The sequence below is a fragment of the Paenibacillus sp. FW104-T2 genome (genome assembly GCF_058789975.1).
This window is the reverse complement of record NZ_JBYTCE010000010.1, coordinates 1-16,568: the sequence shown is the minus strand read 5'-3', so window position 1 is coordinate 16,568 and position 16,568 is coordinate 1. Positions and strand designations below refer to the sequence as shown.

General features: G+C 46.3%; 17 protein-coding genes. 5 read left to right on the top strand and 12 right to left on the bottom strand.

From position 1 onward, the window contains the following. Window positions 1-85: 85 nt before the first annotated feature. Window positions 86-1,219 carry a M20/M25/M40 family metallo-hydrolase gene (locus tag AC3WQ3_RS14150; protein WP_492472581.1) on the bottom strand — a complete coding sequence of 378 codons (1,134 nt, stop codon included), beginning with the start codon at window positions 1,217-1,219 and terminating at the stop codon, window positions 86-88. An 85-nt stretch (window positions 1,220-1,304) separates the two neighbouring features. Between AC3WQ3_RS14150 and prli42 the strand changes: the two genes are divergently transcribed. Continuing rightward, a complete protein-coding gene (gene prli42 / locus AC3WQ3_RS14145; protein ID WP_095290480.1) occupies window positions 1,305-1,406 on the top strand; it encodes a stressosome-associated protein Prli42 in 102 nt (33 codons plus the stop codon). 25 nt (window positions 1,407-1,431) lie between these two features. On the opposite strand, the gene lipB is transcribed toward prli42, so the two are convergent. The 5 genes from lipB to lpdA form a co-directional block, all read right to left on the bottom strand. After that, window positions 1,432-2,139 (bottom strand): lipoyl(octanoyl) transferase LipB, encoded by a 708-nt coding sequence (gene lipB / locus AC3WQ3_RS14140; RefSeq protein ID WP_492472580.1) that lies wholly within the window; start codon window positions 2,137-2,139, stop codon window positions 1,432-1,434. Between the two features lie 117 nt (window positions 2,140-2,256). Further along, the gene (locus tag AC3WQ3_RS14135) at window positions 2,257-3,660 is read right to left on the bottom strand and encodes a dihydrolipoamide acetyltransferase family protein (protein WP_336780705.1); all 1,404 of its coding nucleotides are present in this window, start codon (window positions 3,658-3,660) and stop codon (window positions 2,257-2,259) included. A gap of 72 nt (window positions 3,661-3,732) precedes the next feature. Beyond that, window positions 3,733-4,719 (bottom strand): alpha-ketoacid dehydrogenase subunit beta, encoded by a 987-nt coding sequence (locus tag AC3WQ3_RS14130; RefSeq protein ID WP_095290475.1) that lies wholly within the window; start codon window positions 4,717-4,719, stop codon window positions 3,733-3,735. 2 nt (window positions 4,720-4,721) lie between these two features. Beyond that, window positions 4,722-5,750: a thiamine pyrophosphate-dependent dehydrogenase E1 component subunit alpha gene (locus AC3WQ3_RS14125; protein ID WP_095290473.1), complete on the bottom strand. Its 1,029-nt coding sequence runs from the start codon at window positions 5,748-5,750 to the stop codon at window positions 4,722-4,724. A 140-nt stretch (window positions 5,751-5,890) separates the two neighbouring features. Beyond that, window positions 5,891-7,315, bottom strand: a complete 1,425-nt coding sequence (gene lpdA, locus AC3WQ3_RS14120; RefSeq protein WP_492472579.1) for a dihydrolipoyl dehydrogenase — start codon at window positions 7,313-7,315, stop codon at window positions 5,891-5,893. 230 nt (window positions 7,316-7,545) lie between these two features. Here lpdA and AC3WQ3_RS14115 point away from each other — a divergent pair, with 230 nt between their 5' ends. Next, on the top strand, window positions 7,546-7,863 hold the full coding sequence (locus tag AC3WQ3_RS14115) for a DUF2627 domain-containing protein (RefSeq protein WP_095290469.1): 318 nt from the start codon (window positions 7,546-7,548) through the stop codon (window positions 7,861-7,863). A 154-nt stretch (window positions 7,864-8,017) separates the two neighbouring features. Next, window positions 8,018-8,365 carry a potassium channel family protein gene (locus AC3WQ3_RS14110; RefSeq protein WP_095359262.1) on the top strand — a complete coding sequence of 116 codons (348 nt, stop codon included), beginning with the start codon at window positions 8,018-8,020 and terminating at the stop codon, window positions 8,363-8,365. 8 nt (window positions 8,366-8,373) lie between these two features. Here AC3WQ3_RS14110 and AC3WQ3_RS14105 read toward each other — a convergent pair whose 3' ends face one another. Then, window positions 8,374-8,586, bottom strand: coding sequence for a hypothetical protein (locus AC3WQ3_RS14105; RefSeq protein WP_492472578.1), 213 nt, complete (start codon window positions 8,584-8,586; stop codon window positions 8,374-8,376). Between the two features lie 178 nt (window positions 8,587-8,764). On the opposite strand from AC3WQ3_RS14105, the gene AC3WQ3_RS14100 reads away from it, so the two are divergent. Then, window positions 8,765-9,358 carry a thymidine kinase gene (locus AC3WQ3_RS14100; protein WP_095290464.1) on the top strand — a complete coding sequence of 198 codons (594 nt, stop codon included), beginning with the start codon at window positions 8,765-8,767 and terminating at the stop codon, window positions 9,356-9,358. A gap of 179 nt (window positions 9,359-9,537) precedes the next feature. Here the strand turns inward: AC3WQ3_RS14100 and AC3WQ3_RS14095 are convergent, their stop codons facing one another. Together AC3WQ3_RS14095 and AC3WQ3_RS14090 are read right to left on the bottom strand one after the other, a co-directional pair. Next, on the bottom strand, window positions 9,538-10,014 hold the full coding sequence (locus AC3WQ3_RS14095) for a hypothetical protein (RefSeq protein ID WP_336780703.1): 477 nt from the start codon (window positions 10,012-10,014) through the stop codon (window positions 9,538-9,540). Window positions 10,015-10,552: 538 nt separating this feature from the next. Then, window positions 10,553-11,191 carry a hypothetical protein gene (locus AC3WQ3_RS14090; RefSeq protein ID WP_492472577.1) on the bottom strand — a complete coding sequence of 213 codons (639 nt, stop codon included), beginning with the start codon at window positions 11,189-11,191 and terminating at the stop codon, window positions 10,553-10,555. A gap of 200 nt (window positions 11,192-11,391) precedes the next feature. Here AC3WQ3_RS14090 and AC3WQ3_RS14085 point away from each other — a divergent pair, with 200 nt between their 5' ends. Then, window positions 11,392-12,165: a FlxA-like family protein gene (locus tag AC3WQ3_RS14085; protein ID WP_492472576.1), complete on the top strand. Its 774-nt coding sequence runs from the start codon at window positions 11,392-11,394 to the stop codon at window positions 12,163-12,165. 88 nt (window positions 12,166-12,253) lie between these two features. On the opposite strand, the gene AC3WQ3_RS14080 is transcribed toward AC3WQ3_RS14085, so the two are convergent. The 3 genes from AC3WQ3_RS14080 to spo0A all read right to left on the bottom strand — a co-directional run bounded on the left by AC3WQ3_RS14080 (window position 12,254) and on the right by spo0A (window position 16,439). Then, window positions 12,254-13,291 carry an NAD(P)/FAD-dependent oxidoreductase gene (locus AC3WQ3_RS14080; RefSeq protein ID WP_336780700.1) on the bottom strand — a complete coding sequence of 346 codons (1,038 nt, stop codon included), beginning with the start codon at window positions 13,289-13,291 and terminating at the stop codon, window positions 12,254-12,256. A 152-nt stretch (window positions 13,292-13,443) separates the two neighbouring features. Next, on the bottom strand, window positions 13,444-15,420 hold the full coding sequence (locus tag AC3WQ3_RS14075; protein WP_492472575.1) for an AraC family transcriptional regulator: 1,977 nt from the start codon (window positions 15,418-15,420) through the stop codon (window positions 13,444-13,446). Between the two features lie 200 nt (window positions 15,421-15,620). Beyond that, window positions 15,621-16,439 carry a sporulation transcription factor Spo0A gene (gene spo0A / locus AC3WQ3_RS14070; protein ID WP_095290453.1) on the bottom strand — a complete coding sequence of 273 codons (819 nt, stop codon included), beginning with the start codon at window positions 16,437-16,439 and terminating at the stop codon, window positions 15,621-15,623. Between the last annotated feature and the right edge of the window lie 129 nt (window positions 16,440-16,568).

Here is a 16,568-nt window from a genome sequence, read left to right as displayed (position 1 = left end):
AAAAAGTCCGAATCCGATGCTAACCGGTTTCGGACTTTTACGTAGAGAGGTGCTTGCTCCCAAATAAATACCTCTCAATATATGCTTACTTGCTGCCAGAAGCGGTCTCCTGAATGATGGCTACGACAACCTGGGACAGTTTAACGATATCTTCCGCACGAATGCGCTCTTTTGTCGTATGAATATCCTCATAACCTACCGCCAGATTGACGGTCGGAATGTTGAAGCCATTGAAGATGTTGGCATCACTGCCACCACCCGAAGCAAACGTACTTGTTTCCAGACCCAGGCCGCGAATCGCACGCTGCGCAAGCTGCACAACCTCATGCTCATCGTGGAACCCGAAGGCAGGATACAAAATCTCGCTGCGGAATTCGGCTGTGGCACCGTATTTGCGGCAGGTTGTTTCAAGAGCTTCACGCATCTGAGCAATTTGCTTTTCCACTTTTTCCTGTACAATACTGCGTGCTTCCGCTTCAATCTGTACAAAATCACACACAACGTTCAGTGCAGATCCGCCCTGAAACTTGCCAATATTGGCTGTGGTCTCATCATCAATCCGTCCCAGTGTCATTGCTGCAATGGCCTTCGCCGCCACTTGGATGGCACTGATGCCATCTTCGGGGTTCACACCTGCATGTGCAGATTTCCCATAAATGTTCATCTGAATCTCGGCTCTCGCCGGGGCAGCCACACAAATTGTTCCCACTGCACCATTGGAATCAAGTGCATAACCGAATTCAGCCTCAATATCTTTTGGATTCATTGCACGGGCACCGACCAGACCGGATTCTTCGCCAACGGTAATGACGAACTGAATTTTCCCGTGTGGAACCTTGTTCTCCTGGATCGCCCGAATCGCTTCAAGCAGAGCAGCAATACCTGCCTTGTCGTCTGCTCCGAGGATCGTTGTTCCATCGCTGCGAATCCAACCATCTTCCCCAAGCTCGGGTTTAATTCCCTGTCCAGGAGTTACAGTATCCATGTGGCAGGTAAAAAAGATCGGCGCTGCCTCCGGTGCACCATCCGCTTCCCAGGTAACAATCAGGTTACCTGCTCCATGCCCGGTTTTCTCCATGGTGTCGTCCTCATAAATGCTGAGACCCAGCTGGGTAAACTGCTCCTTCAATACGTTGGAGATGTTATGTTCATTCTTCGTTTCACTGTCGATCTGCACCAGTTCCATAAACTGATGTACAACACGTTCCTGTTTAATCATAGGACTTTCCTCCCTCTCATGGATACGGTACAATACAATTAATATGCTTGTTTATTTTTCATTTGTTGAAAGGAGTTCTCTCTTCATGCAAAAAAAGAAATGGTTCAAAATCGTGATCTATCTCATGCTGATTGCCATGATCGGGTCTACCCTTTTCATTGCTCTTGAACCTCTACTATTTGGATAGAATCTGAAGCCCTTGACTGTCTGAACTAGAGACGGACAATGGCTTCTTTTTCGGTTCTCCAAGTCATCTCGTATGGAAAAATACGTCCGAAATAGGGGACAATCTGCTGGGCAACTTGCTCCACGGTGTAGGTTCTGCCGGTGATGTCCTCGAGAGAGGTTACGCCGTACTGCTCTATGCCACAAGGGATAATCCCCTGAAATCCTTCATCCTGAATACCTGAAGTAATATTAAAAGCAAAACCATGACTCGTCACGAATCCTCGCCGATGTTTACAACGGTTGAACTTTACCCCGATGGCAGCGATCTTCATATCTCCGATCCATACTCCGGTGTATGCCTCTTTCCGGCCTGCCTCAATTCCCTCATCTGCCAGGTAATCAATGATGACCTGCTCCAGATTGCGCAAATACCCATGTAAATCAAGAGCTTCATCACGGCCGAGAACGAGCAGCGGATAACCAACAAGCTGGCCTGGACCATGATATGTAATATCACCGCCACGATCAATTTGAAACAAGGTAATCCCCTTTGCCTCGAGCTCCTCCTTGCTGAGAAGCAGATGCTCCGGATGATTCTGAGATCCGATTGTATACGTGGGAGGATGCTGCAGCAGAAGCATCTGCTCGACTCCCTCACCTTCGTCCAGCTGCTGTACAATTGCTTTTTGGCGGTTCCAAGCCTGTTCATAATCAAGCATCGGTATGTATGTCACATCCAGCGGCTTGTTCATGATTTCCCCACACCCTTCCGCTTCATTGTCCAAACCATATTTGATCGTTTAACCGCAGACAGTGGGAAAAGTGCACGGCCTTTGGCACATACACTTTCCCTTGACAACTCTATTTCATTAATACACCTTTGTTTCCATATTATAACCCTCAAGGTTTTCCTTGACCCGCTGCAAGAACCTGCCGCAGATGACGCCATCCAGTATCCGATGATCCAGAGACAGACACAGGTTGGCCATCGAACGAACGGCAATCATGTCATTAATGACTACAGGCTTCTTCACGATCGACTCAAACGTGAGAATTGCCGCTTGTGGATAGTTAATAATCGGTTGCGAAAGAATTGAACCAAAGGAACCGGTATTATTGACTGTAAACGTACCACCTTGCATATGATCCAGCTTCAGGGTACCTTCACGGGTTTTGCGTGCCAAATCATCGATTTCCCGGGCCAGACCTGCGATATTACGCTGATCCGCATGCTTGATCACAGGTGTCAGCACAGAGTCTTCCGTACCTACCGCCATGGACAAGTTAATATCCCGTTTAACGATAATTTTGTCGACAGCCCAAACCGAGTTCATAATCGGGTAATCCTTAATCGCATTTACAACACCCTTCATCATGAAGGAGAGGTACGTCAGATTAATGCCTTCTTTACGCTTGAACTCATCCTTGAGCTTATTGCGCAGCATGACCAGGTTGGTAACATCCACTTCAATCATGGTCCATGCGTGAGGGATCTCCGATACGCTCTGACGCATGTTCCGGGCAATGGCATTACGCACAGGAGTAACATCGATAAAATATTCCGATCTTCCCTGGCCGCCACCTTCTACTTCAATCTGCGGGATTTTCGGAGATTCCGTCAAATGAATCCCTGAATGTCTCACGGGAACGCCAGCATCCTGCGCAGAAACCGCTTCTCTTGCGGAGATTCCCGTTTCTGCCCCGTTTTTGTTCAAACCGCTAAACGGTGAAGCAGATGGACTAGCTTCAGAGGAAGGTTGTGCTGACGGTATACTTGTTTGGCCACCTTGAGCGATAATAGCAAGCACATCCTTGCGTGTGATGCGTCCGCCTGCTCCTGTTCCTTGAATGGCCTGCAAGTTGAGACCATGTTCTGCTGCAAGTGACTGTACCGCAGGAGAGTAGCGATTACGCATAGGCTGATTGGGATCATGACCTGCTGGAGTCACGGATCCTTGCTGTGCATTGTTCTGCTGGGATACTTGTGTCACTTGCTCTGCCACTTGCTCATCATCCGCAGCTGCTACCTGCATCCGGCAGATGGCTTCGCCAACAGCAATCGTCGTACCTTCTTCTACCAGAAGGTCGCCCATGATTCCATCCACTGTCGATGGAATCTCTGCATTGACCTTATCGGTGATTACTTCACAGATTGGCTCGTATTGTTCAACCCGGTCGCCCGGTTTTTTTAACCATTTTCCAATGGTAGCCGAGACCAGCGATTCTGCCAGCTGCGGCATAATGACCTCGATCCATTTCATACGTTCAGCCATTTGTTATATCACTCCAAACTTTGCTTTTAACCTTTTTTTCGAACAGATTGTCGAAACTTATGATCAACCGAATTAATACTCCGCAAGGGTGCGCATCGCTTCCTTCGCTTTATCCTTGCTAAGCATGTAGAATTTCTCCAGTGTCGGGCTGATTGGCATCGCCGGTACGTCCGGTCCGCAAAGACGCTGAATAGGTGCATCCAGATCGAACAGGCACTCTTCGCTGATAATAGCCGCAACTTCGGCACCAACACCACCTGTTTTGTTGTCCTCATGAACAATGAGCACCTTGCCTGTCTGACGAGCGGAAGCAATGATCGCTTCACGGTCAAGCGGCTGCAATGTACGCAGATCCAGAACGTGGGAAGTAATCCCTTCTTCTCGCTCCAGCTCTTCCGCAGCCTGCATTACAAAATGCAGCGGCTGGCTGTACCCGATAACCGTGATATCCGCACCTTCGCGAAGCACATTTGCTTTGCCGATCGGAACGATGTAATCATCCTCTGGTACGTCTTCTTTAATCAGCTTGTAACACTTCTTATTTTCGAAGAACAGTACCGGATCCGGGTCGCGGACGGCAGCTTTGAGCAAACCTTTGGCGTCGTATGCCGAGTAAGGAGCGATGATTTTCAAACCAGGTGTACCAAAGAAAATGGATTCCGGACATTGTGAATGATACAATCCTCCGAAGATCCCTCCGCCAATCGGCGCACGGATAACAATCGGACAGCTCCAGTCATTGTTGGAACGATAGCGGATTTTGGCCGCTTCACTAATGATCTGATTGGTTGCCGGCAGCATAAAGTCTGAATATTGCATCTCCGCAATGGGCTTCATGCCATACATAGCCGCCCCAATGGCTACCCCTGCAATGGCCGATTCGGACAAAGGTGTATCCATCACACGCATCTCGCCGAATTGCTCTTGCAAGCCTTTGGTTGTGGTAAACACGCCGCCTTTGACACCGACGTCTTCACCCAGTACAAAGACATTCTCGTCTCGCTCCATCTCTTCTTTCATCGCAAGACGGATCGCATCGATATATTCCATAACCGCCATGATTACCGTCCCCCTTCTTCGCTGTCCGCGTAAACGTGCGTCAGAGTATCCTCAGGTTTCGGATATGGCGCGTTGTCTGCATATTCAGTCGCTTCTTTCATTTCCAGCGCGAGCTGGGAAGCCAGATCCGCATCCCGGGCTTCGTCCCAGATGCCGCAATCAATCAAATAATTTTTCATCCGAAGAACGCCGTCCTTCTTCCAATTCTCGTCAACCTCTTCCTTGGTCCGGTAAGCCAGATCATTGTCGGAAGTGGAGTGAGGAGATAAACGGTACATCATGGCTTCAATCAGGGTAGGGCCTTCACCGGCAATGGCACGGCGGCGCGCTTCTTTGACGGCAGCATATACTTCAAGCGCATCATTGCCGTCAACCCGTAATCCAGGGAAGCCGTACCCCAGTGCGCGATCCGATATCTTGCCGCTAAGCTGCTTATGGACCGGAACCGAGATGGCGTATTGGTTGTTCTCACACATAATAATGACAGGCAGCTTGTGAACTCCAGCGAAGTTAGCTCCTTCGTGGAAGTCTCCCTGGTTGCTTGAGCCTTCACCAAACGTAACAAATGAAACAAATTCCTTTTTCTGCATTTTTGCTGCCAGTGCAAAACCTACGGCATGAGGTACTTGAGTAGTAACCGGGCTTGAGCCCGTAACAATTCGCAGCTTTTTATGACCAAAATGCCCTGGCATCTGACGGCCGCCGCTATTCGGATCTTCCGCCTTGGCAAATGCAGAGAGCATCAGCTCGCGAGGCGTCATGCCTACCGCCAATACGAAGCCGTAATCGCGGTAATAAGGTAAGTAATAATCGTGATCCCGGTCCAGTCCAAAAGCAGCACCCACTTGCGCAGCTTCCTGACCTACACCGGATACGTGAAAGTTAATTTTGCCGGCCCGCTGCAAGAGCAAGCAACGTTCATCGAACTTGCGTGCAAGCAGCATGTATTTGTACATGTCCAATACTTCTCCATCGCTAAGTCCCAGCTGTTCATGGCGGTGGACCGCATCTGCAGTACCTTGTGAACTCATATGAGGTACCTCCTTTTAATCAGAGCCTGTGCCCGTCTTACAACCCGATCTTATAACCTGGTACTAAGACTTGGCTTAACCTTATTATAATCCCTTTTGCCCAAAAAAGGAAAGGACCTTTCTTATAAGCCTGATCAGACTTACATTCCAATGGCCTTTCCGTCTACGGCCAACATCGCTTCACCCATAATTTCGGACAGGGAAGGATGGGGATGGATCGTCTGGCCTACTTCCCAAGGCGTCGCGTCCAGCATTTGTGCAAGTGAAGCCTCTGCAATCAGTTCCGTCACATGGGTACCAATCATATGTACACCCAATATATCATTCGTCTTGGCATCGGCGATTACCTTCACAAAACCGTCCCTGTTTCCATGAACGAGCGATTTGCCAATCGCCTGAAACGGAAACTTGCCGGTCTTGACATCGAAGCCGCGCTCTTTCGCTTCACGCTCCGTGAAACCAATGCTTGCAGCCTCAGGACGAGTGTACACACACCGCGGAATACGGTGGGATTCGACTGCATGAACGGTTTCATCTGCCAGATGATTCACGGCCAGAATGCCTTCATGACTCGCTGCATGCGCAAGCTGTAATCCACCAATAACATCTCCAATGGCGTAAATATGCCCTTCACCGGTCTGCAGATGTTTGTTTACCGCGATGAATCCACGTTCCAGTTTGATATCCGTGTTTTCGAGTCCAATATTCTCAACATTAGCCTGCCGCCCGACGGATATCAGCATTTTGTCCGCACTGAGCGTCTCCTGCTGATCGTCATTAATCTGAACATCAATTCGAACGCCTTCTTGACCAGCCTCATATGATTCTGGCATGATTTTAGCCTTTGTCAGGAAGCGTACTCCGCGTTTGCCGAGCAACCGCTGCATCTCCCTTGCCACGTCCTCGTCTTCTGCGGGTAACACATGATCTGCAGCCTCGACAACCGTAATGTCCACCCCGAAGTCATTCAGCATGGATGCCCATTCCAGCCCAATCACGCCACCACCCACGATGATGAGTGATGTTGGCAGTTCATCCATCCGCAGAGCTTCGTCACTGCTCATGATATACCGGCCATCCGGCTCCAGGCCCGGAAGTACGCGCGGACGTGACCCGGTAGCAATGATGAGATTGGTCGGCACAACCGTATCCATCTCTCCATCTTCAAACTCCACAGCTACGGCTCCGCTCTGCGGCGAGAAAATGGATGGTCCGATGACACGGCCTTTGGCCTGTACGACCTGAATCTTATTTTTTTTCATCAAATATTGGACGCCCTGATGAAGCTGTTCTACAATGGCATCCTTACGGGCCTGCACTTTGGGAAATACCAGCGTTGCTCCAGCTGTCTCAATTCCATACGATTCGCTCTCTTGAATCTCTGCGTACACTTCTGCACTTCTTAGCAGCGCCTTGCTAGGAATACATCCGCGATGCAGGCAGGTGCCCCCAAGCTTGTCCTTCTCGATAATGACGACCTGTTTACCCAACTGGGCAGCACGAATTGCGGCAACGTAACCTCCGGTTCCTCCTCCGAGAATGGCAACATCACATGTAATTGGCATCTTTTATGTTCTCCTCTATCAATATGATTTCGTTATGAATGGAACGATGTTGATGATGATGAAAAGCCTTTTGCAGAACTTTACTATATTCCATTGTACTCCCCTTGGGCAGTCAACTCAAAGTTTGTCCTAACACATGGACAGCGTGCACAAACCAAGCTATGATGGAATCAGGCATGACCTGTAAGCGCAACCTTTATTTTACGTCGACATTTGGCAGAAGGGGTTAAATGGTGATGAATACTAGACTGGTCTTTGCACGGTTTTTGGCGATTTTGGTCCTGGTTATTCCCGGACTAATGGCCATGAAAGGTTTTTTGATGATGAAAGACGCCCTTTTCCTATATTATGCTGAGCACGGGAATGATCAGATCTCACCAGGATTCCAGTGGCTTTCCTTTGGAGGCGGGCTTCTCTTGTTTGCTGCAGGCATGAGTTTCTTGGGGGGCTGGATTTTGTTCCGTGACCGTAAACGCAATTATGTGGGTCCCCGTTTCCGTTCCAAAAACACAACCGAACAGGCAGAGACACCCGGCAAGCTTTCATAAGTCCGGGCTTTTTGCTGTTCTCCCCAGCTTTATCATTCATGCAGGATCAGGTATAATGCTTATTTATTCACATGGATGTCTCAGCATCATCCCGCACGTAACTAAAGAAAACGATGCGAATGATCGACATCAAAAAAAGACAGGATGGTTTAACATGATATCGTTTCTCATGACGCTGCAAAGATTGCTCAAGGGCATTTTCCACGCGTTCAAGGACCCCAAGTTTCTCGCACTCTTTATCTTGACTGCAGCAACACTGCTGTCAGGAACGTTGTTCTATACCCGTGTGGAAGGGCTGCACTGGATCGATGCGCTTTATTTCTGTGCCGTGACTCTGACGACGGTGGGGCATCCTGAATTTGTGCCTACCACCGGTTTCAGCAAAGCATTTACCGTGATCTACATGTATGCTGGCATTGGCCTTACCTTTGCCATGATTGCCAGAATTACAGCAGGTATTCTATTTCCTCGCAAATTGCAGACAGAAGAGAACCCGGAGTGATCTCCGGGTTATTCGTATAATGCATCCCTCAGCTTTGTTGACATCCGGGACTCTTTGGAAGAAGACTTCAGAATGGTTCTGCGCAGGGTTAAATTGCTGGCCTGCAGCCGCTCTATTTCCGCAAACAGATCGGCAATCAGTGCCTCCGCGCATTCATGAAGGACAGCCTGTCCCTTTAATTCCTCATACCGCTGCTGCATTTCATTTATCGCTTCATTCACTTGTAAAACACCTCTTTTCCAATACTACAGCTTCACAACTGCCGTTACCAACAGTGTAATAATCCATATAGTAACACAAAGCAGCTTGGATTAGTTCTAGCTCTGAACGGAGATTTTGTGGTACTCTGTAATGGTCGCTTTTTTTGTTGAATCCGTATGTGAGAGGAGTAGCAGCACCGTGCAAACAGGACGTATTACCGTAATTACTGGACCCATGTTCAGTGAAAAATCCGGTGAACTCATTCGCCGTTGTCAGAAATTGATTCAATTTGGCCGTAAAAAGGTCGTTGCTTACAAACCAGCCGAAGATGATCGGTTTGCTCAGGACGAGATTGTCAGCCGAATCGGATATCGCCTTCCCGCCCATTCCATCCCCCGACAATTAACTCCGGAATCCGTGGAGATGATTCTTGCCCAGACCAAAGATGCTGATGTGGTTGCTTTTGATGAAGTGCAATTTTTCAGCAGTGCCATTATGGACCTGGTCTCCGAGCTTGCCTATTGCGGCAAACACGTGATTGTAGATGGTCTTAATATGGATTATCGAGGCAAGGAATTCGGATATATTGGGGGTCTGCTCGCCATGGCCGATGACATTGAGAAACTCTCCGCATTCTGTGCAGTTTGCGGAAGCCCTGATGCTGCCTTCACTCAACGTATTGTGAATGGAGAGCCAGTCACTCTTGGCCCGGTTGTCATGATTGGCGATTCGGAAGCTTACGAACCACGCTGCCGCTGCTGTTTCATTCCTCCTCACAAAGTAGAATGCTAGTTCAGCTTTTATTATATATTCGGCAGGTTCTCTGATACAGATCTCTGAGTCAGACCTGCCTGTTCTTAAAAAGCCCTGAAGGGCTTTTTTTGCTTAACCACTGCATTCGCTCTACCCGGTTCAACATTCATTACAAAAAAGCACCGCTTCAAAGCGATGCTCTAATTCGTAGTCTCCCACTATTCGCGGGAAACAAAATATTTGTTGGTCATGTAGTATGCGTCACCGCGGGACGTTTCTACCATTCCTTTTTTGGCGTCCAGAAATACGATCTCTTTACACTTCGTACAATACCATTTGGTTCGCTTATATGGAGATTCCGTTACATATGCCGTACCGCATTTGCAATCAATTTTCATCAATAGCTCGGTTGATTTATATGCACTGGACAAGCGTTCCAGATTATCCTGCTGCTGTGTGGGCATGATGGTCTGTTGATAATCGGATAAATGATTTTGAACTTTGAAATCTGCCACGAGGCCTGCATTCAATCCAAAGAACTCTTTCCCAATCTCGGTCACGAAGCGCTTCTCATTTCTGTAGCAATCCAGCCACTCAACAATCTGCTTATTAGACAGTGGAACCGTACCCTTGATACCGCTGTTTAAGGTGTAGGTCATGATGTATAAAGTATCGTCTTGTCTACCTGAGTACATTAGAATCCTCCTTCGAATACATTTGCTAATGTACTACAAAAATGCTCATAAATCAAAGCAATGTTATTTCCTGAGCATGATTCTTCCTATTAAATGGGGTACATTCCACGTTCATCCGCCAACAGCTTACAGGAACTGCATACACCTGCAACATTTCCCTGAGGCGCTGCGTAATGAACAACTGATTCAACTTTTTTCTTGCAAATGGAGCAGTAGTGCCTCCTTTCTTTTTTAGGTATGTAGTCCGATAGCTTCACTACGTTTTGTTTGCGTCTGAATCCGCGTAAGAAGCCCAGCCATTTCATCTCACTCTCACTCTTTCTCTAGACTTAAATTACAGCCATTCTTCGTCGTTCTCCGGTCAAATTGAACTTGCCGGTATTATGTATACCATTCCCAGTTGTGCACGTCTATCTCATAATCTATTCGACGTTTTAGAGCCTTTTCCTGTCTTTAATCGGTACACATATCAAAAAAAACCGACAAAAGCTATCCGCCCTTGACACAGAACGAAGGATAGCCCTGTCAGCGTTAATCTTTATTTATAAAACGTACCCAGCACTTCCAGCGCTGGCGAACGCTCAATTCGAAATGGATAAATGTATCCTTGATTCAGCCTGGTAAACCTGCGGCTCCACAAATCCAAGCCGGAGGTAAATTGATAGGCCTGGTATACAAATTTAGAGCAATAATTTCGTTCAATGCTTCGCAAATTGGTCTGCAATCGATAAAACTTAACCTGCTTGTAGTGTTCGTGCACCCACTCGGCCGCACGCTGCCCAGCCTCGTTTAAATGTGAACGAAATACAATGAAACGATCTCCTTCATAGAACCTGGTAAGATACCACTCTAGGGAATCGGCGAACACGGGTCCATAAGGATGAACATGATACACTTTGCCGTCCAGTCCAATAATCCCCATGTGTCCTGCATAATAGGTCGATTCCGAACTTGGCGTGTAAACGATATCTCCCGGTTCCAGCTTCATTTGCCCAAGTTCTGCGACAGGAAGATCCTGCTGCAGTCGTTTGGCTGCGGATCGCTCACGCCTACTCTCAACCAGTAATCGATGCAAAGCACCGGCAACAGCAAGATAAATGGCTGCGTATTTGATTCGTTTCTTTCCTTTGGTAACCCTGAGGACAGAGGAAATGAAACTCCGAAACATTTTAGACATACCCCACCCCGTATTCTCCACTCTGTCAGATTTATTCGTCTATTTTCATATTATAGTTTTCACTTCGGAACTGATCAAACTGCCATACATCTTAGCTACTGCATGTTTCAGTGTCTCTTAACAGAATAACCCAAAATTCCGATATTATAATAAGTATGATTAAAAAATCATGCGACTATCACACCCAGGAGGAATATCCTATGTTATCCGTTTCATCATCGAACAGAAGCACCGGAACCAATCAGAGCAGCAGTAATACAGCTACCAAAACGGACAAGATCATCCAGGACCTAATGAAACAAAAAGCAAGACTAAGCGAAGAAATTCAAACAGTGAGATCCAATGAAAAACTGGATACTAAAACGAAAATGCAGCGCATTCAAACCCTGAACTCCAGTATCCAGGAAATTGACGCTCAAATTGCTCAAATTAAAGCAGAAGAGATTCAGGAAAAGACACGTCAAAAAGAGAATGAAAAGCCCAAGAGTTCTGAATCTCAACCTGAAGATACGGTCTCACTCGGTTCTGTAATCAAGAATAGCAATACATACGATCAATTGGGAAAGCTGGTTGGATCCCGTGAGAAAATGCAAGGTTCAATCAACACGCTTGAGGGCGGCGTTCGATTTGATCGCACCTTATTAGACAGTAATCCTCATGCAGATAACGGCAAATCGGTAATGCTTGAAAATGCAGAGCATACCGTTTTTCAGATGAAACGAGAAATGGTTCAGGAAGTTAAATCCCACATTAGAAATACGGATAAGAAAATTGGGGAATTACTCCAAGATATAAACGAAACAGCTCCACGCAATGAACCGACTGCTGAGAAAGCTTCTACAGAAGAGGTGAAAGCGGAAAAGGAAAATAAAGACCATATCCTTTCGGATAACAACGAGGTTACGGACAAAAACAAACATTCCAATTCTTCAACAATGTTAACCCCCAATACATCAATTGACATTTTAGCTTAATAAATTTAGACACACAAAAAATAAACCACAACCCTAATACCTGATATTCAGTCAAGGTAATTAAGGTTATGGTTTTTTGATTTGGTATTTATTCTTCTACAACACCGAGAGCTTTGTTTTTCTCTTTGAATCGGCTGTTATGAGAAGATACATAGGCAACTTTTTCTGCCTCAGGATCCATGTAAAGTTTGGCACTGTTGACCGCTAGGGCAGCATCCGTGAAAGTTCCTGCAATAAGATATAGCTTGCTGCCATAATCCACAAAGTCGCCTGCCGCGAATACACCCGGAATATTGGTTTGAAGCTTCTCTGTTGTGGTTACATGCCACTCTCCAAGATCCAATCCCCAGTCCCGAATGGGGCCAAAGTCACTCTTCATGCCGTGATTAACGATAATTGCATCGACTTCCAGCAGTTCACTTTCACCTGTTTCCACGTGGGATATCGTCACTTGTTCAATTACTTCGCCACTAACACTGTGCAGCGTATTCACTGCATAGGGTGTACGAACATCCACCGAGGATTCTCTCATACGAATGACATTTCGCTCCAGTCCGCCGAAGTGATCGCGTCGATGTACAACCGTGACTTGTTCTGCCAGAGCTTCAAGCTCGTTGGCCCAGTCGACTGCAGAATCGCCTCCCCCAGAGATAAGCACACGTTTGCCCCGGAAAGGTTCCAATTCCTGCACCGTGTAGTGCAGATTCGTTACCTCGTAACGGTCAGCTCCCTCAAGTTCCAGCTTCGCCATTTTGTATATTCCATAACCGATTGCCATAATGACGGTCCGAGTCCAGTGTTTCTCACCCGTAGCAGCCGTCAGAATAATCGTACCGTCAGGCTGACGTTCAAAACCTTCAATTTGCTGTTCAAACACAATCGTAGGGTCAAACGTTCTCGCCTGCTCTTCCAACTGCTTAATCAAATTTGCGCATAAAATCGGTGTTACACCACCCACGTCCCAGATCATCTTCTCCGGATAAAAGAGCATGCGTCCGCCGAGTCTGTCCCGTGCTTCAATCAATTTTGTTTTCATATCCCGCATACCGCTATAAAAGGCAGAGTACATCCCGGCGGGACCTCCGCCGATAATGGTTACATCATATAGTTCCAACTGCTGATCCATATTAAGGTTACCTCCGTTAATTCGATCCATAACATCGATTATTTGATATCGATTCTCATTATCACTTAATCCCTAGTTTAATGGGAATCTTATCAAAATACAATGGATAAAAATAAAACAATTTTCTCAAAACAAAGATGATCCAATAAGGGTCATTTTGTTTTTACTGTATCCAATAAATGTTCCACAACATAATCGAGCTGTTTGTTGATGGAATATACATCCGAATAATAGAAGAAATCAAAGTCAATTTCAATTAAACGTCCTTCTTTTACCGCGGGTACACTGCTCCAAACCGGATTATCAGACAGATCGTCTGCTCCTTCATATACAGATCGGAACACGTACTCCCCCAAATACTCGGGGAGAACTTCCATGGATACAGTTGAACCTGCAGCAGCGGTTACTGTATCTATTTTTTGCTGAACAGCTTTTGGCGCTTTCATGCCCAAGTACTCATAAATCACCTGAGAACCCCGTCCATATTGCTTGCTCTCCGCAACGGACATCTCCTTCAGACCACCTTCGACGATGGAAACCGTTTTGTCCAGTATGCCTGCATCAGCAAGTTTTTTCTTGCCTGCTTCAACTTTACTGTTTAATTCAACAATTAGCTTCTCGGCTTCCTGCTCTTTCCCAAAAATATTTGCGATATCCCGAAGTCTTTCTTCAGTGGTCATTTTCTCGTATGGAATGTAAATCGTAGGTGCAATATCTTTTAATAACGTATACGTTGCTTCCGAAGGTACAATAATCAGATCAGGATCCAGATCAATGACAGCCTCCGCATTTGGTTCAAACCAGCTCCCCAGTGAATTTACCCCGTCAAGCTCACCTTTGTACGCCGCTCCATCGAATACTTCCGAAGTGCCGATTGGTTTCACCCCAAGAGCAACAACATCTCCCTGGAGATAAAGCACCACGACACGTTTGGGATTTGCAGGTACAACCACTTCTCCCTTCACCGTCGAGATCGTACGCGTTTCGTTATCCTGATTCGTCTGTGCACTTGCATCCGTGGTGGTTGAGGCTGCAGTGTTAGTGTTCGAACTGCTACCCGTTGCTTCGCTGGCAGTCGGCGCTGCTGTTGATCCTGCCCCGCAGGCGGATAACATCATGGTCAAACTTAATATGGCAATGAATATCATGCTGGAGCTAGCTTTTCTTTTTTTCATTCGTGTAGACCCTCCGTTAATATATTGATAATGATTATCATAATCAATATATCTTTGGTTACGTCTACTGCCAATGGACAATTCAGAGACATCTAATGGACGATCCTCTATTATCCTTTGTTCTCTAACTTTTTGCTGATAACGGATCGGCGGCATGCCTACATGTTTTTTGAATAGGCGGCTAAAATAATATACATCGGAGTAACCGACCTCTGCTGCAATGTCCCTCAAGGTAGTGTCCGAATAACCCAGCAATTTTTTCGCTTCTGTCAGCCGTAACTGGATCAAATAATCGATCGGGCTAGAACCCGTCTTCCGTTTAAACTGCATGGACAGATGACGTGAGCTGTAATTGAAATGATGTGCCAACGTATCAAGGGTCATGTGCTCCCTATAATGGACTTGTATGTACTGAAGCACCTGTTTCACTGGATCTGGACGTGCTGTACGTATTTCCTGCTCAGCCAGTTGAGACATAAGTTCGTAGACAAATTGATAAAATAGGCTTTTGATTTGAAGTTGATCCAGATGGCTTGCGTGAATCCAGGCCTTTTCCATTTCATTAAGATAACGCAGCAATAGAAGAGGTTTGTCCGGCAAAAATGTATATTGAAGCGCAAATGGTGTAACCGAAGCCTGTTCTAAGCGCCATACATACCTCGGTTTCGGGAAGGCAAGAATTGCTCTGTAAAACAGCATAATATATTCGAACTCATCTTTGGCTTCGATATCAAGTCTTGACCCCTTAGTTCCATGCAGCAAGTTAAATTCCGTCGTCACATGCTTTTGTCCATCCATTTCAACGAGAGCATTTCCCCTCAAACTGTACATAAAACTGTTCGCAGGGAGATAATAGGCTTGAATTCGCTCTCCTGCTTCCAGAACAACCCGGCGAACATCCAGAATTTTGACCGCAGCCTGATTCCAAAGTTGTATCTGATCATTTGATTGCATGAATCTCTCCCCAATCTTACCTTCCAAATCAAACTTTCTAATTATCTCTCTATTATAAATGATAATAATTTTCATTATCAATAAAAAATAAATTAGAAAACAAAAAATAATGCCGCAATCTATAGGACGCTAATCGACCCGTAAATCGCGGCATTTAGTATGCTGTTGCTTTCATAATTACCTAACTACTCCCGGTCCTTTCAAGACACCTTATGCTCGATTCTCAGCTTGTCGGCAACCATCGCGATGAACTCGGAATTCGTCGGTTTCGACTTGCTGATGTTAATCGTGTAGCCAAACAGGTGGCTGATGCTGTCGATGTTTCCGCGTGTCCATGCCACTTCAATCGCATGGCGGATAGCCCGTTCTACGCGGGACGGCGTTGTTTTGAATTTCTCGGCAATCGCAGGGTACAGCGTTTTGGTAATCGCACCTAAAATTTCGATATTGTTATATACCATGGTGATGGCTTCACGTAAATACTGATATCCTTTAATATGCGCAGGAACGCCGATTTCATGTATGATGGACGTGATGCTGGCATCCAAATTTTTGTGTTTGCCCATTGGCACTACATTAGATTTGTTGGTCATAAACATGGATGAACCACTGTTCGTGCTTGAAGAGACGGTTGTCTGGGATCCTACAAGCTGGCGAACTCGGTTAGCGAGCACTTCCATGTCAAAAGGTTTGAGGATGTAATAAGAAGCACCGAGCTGCACGGCACGCTGTGTGATGTTCTCTTGACCGAATGCCGTAAGCATGATCACTTTCGGTTGTGGATTCAGGTTCAGGTTGCGCAGACGCTCCAATACACCCAGCCCATCCAGATGAGGCATAATAATATCCAGAATCAATACATCCGGCACATCACGGCTTTGCTCCAACAACTGCAGTACTTCTTCCCCGTTGTAGGCAATTCCGGTAACTTCCATATCTTCCTGTTCGGATATATATTCGGCAAGCAAATTCGTAAATTCACGATTATCATCAGCCAGCAATACCTCAATTTTTTGCAAAACGGTATCCTCCTTTGGTTTAACCACTGTTTCGTACATTTCCTTACAGGTTAAATTTTCGACACAGGCGAGGAAATTCCTTCTGTCGAAAATTATTTTTCTTTATTTTTTTTTCGCATTGCTATATAA

What these genes read in the sequence shown, in the direction of transcription:
- AC3WQ3_RS14080 (WP_336780700.1), bottom strand. Translation starts at nt 13,291, where the DNA reads ATGGATCAGCAGTTGGAACTATATGATGTAACCATTATCGGCGGAGGT.
- AC3WQ3_RS14085 (WP_492472576.1), top strand. Translation starts at nt 11,392, where the DNA reads ATGTTATCCGTTTCATCATCGAACAGAAGCACCGGAACCAATCAGAGC.
- AC3WQ3_RS14135 (WP_336780705.1), bottom strand. Translation starts at nt 3,660, where the DNA reads ATGGCTGAACGTATGAAATGGATCGAGGTCATTATGCCGCAGCTGGCA.
- lipB (WP_492472580.1), bottom strand. Translation starts at nt 2,139, where the DNA reads ATGAACAAGCCGCTGGATGTGACATACATACCGATGCTTGATTATGAA.
- AC3WQ3_RS14130 (WP_095290475.1), bottom strand. Translation starts at nt 4,719, where the DNA reads ATGGCGGTTATGGAATATATCGATGCGATCCGTCTTGCGATGAAAGAA.
- AC3WQ3_RS14115 (WP_095290469.1), top strand. Translation starts at nt 7,546, where the DNA reads ATGGTGATGAATACTAGACTGGTCTTTGCACGGTTTTTGGCGATTTTG.
- AC3WQ3_RS14095 (WP_336780703.1), bottom strand. Translation starts at nt 10,014, where the DNA reads ATGTACTCAGGTAGACAAGACGATACTTTATACATCATGACCTACACC.
- lpdA (WP_492472579.1), bottom strand. Translation starts at nt 7,315, where the DNA reads ATGCCAATTACATGTGATGTTGCCATTCTCGGAGGAGGAACCGGAGGT.
- AC3WQ3_RS14075 (WP_492472575.1), bottom strand. Translation starts at nt 15,420, where the DNA reads ATGCAATCAAATGATCAGATACAACTTTGGAATCAGGCTGCGGTCAAA.
- AC3WQ3_RS14125 (WP_095290473.1), bottom strand. Translation starts at nt 5,750, where the DNA reads ATGAGTTCACAAGGTACTGCAGATGCGGTCCACCGCCATGAACAGCTG.
- AC3WQ3_RS14110 (WP_095359262.1), top strand. Translation starts at nt 8,018, where the DNA reads ATGATATCGTTTCTCATGACGCTGCAAAGATTGCTCAAGGGCATTTTC.
- AC3WQ3_RS14150 (WP_492472581.1), bottom strand. Translation starts at nt 1,219, where the DNA reads ATGATTAAACAGGAACGTGTTGTACATCAGTTTATGGAACTGGTGCAG.
- AC3WQ3_RS14090 (WP_492472577.1), bottom strand. Translation starts at nt 11,191, where the DNA reads ATGTCTAAAATGTTTCGGAGTTTCATTTCCTCTGTCCTCAGGGTTACC.
- prli42 (WP_095290480.1), top strand. Translation starts at nt 1,305, where the DNA reads ATGCAAAAAAAGAAATGGTTCAAAATCGTGATCTATCTCATGCTGATT.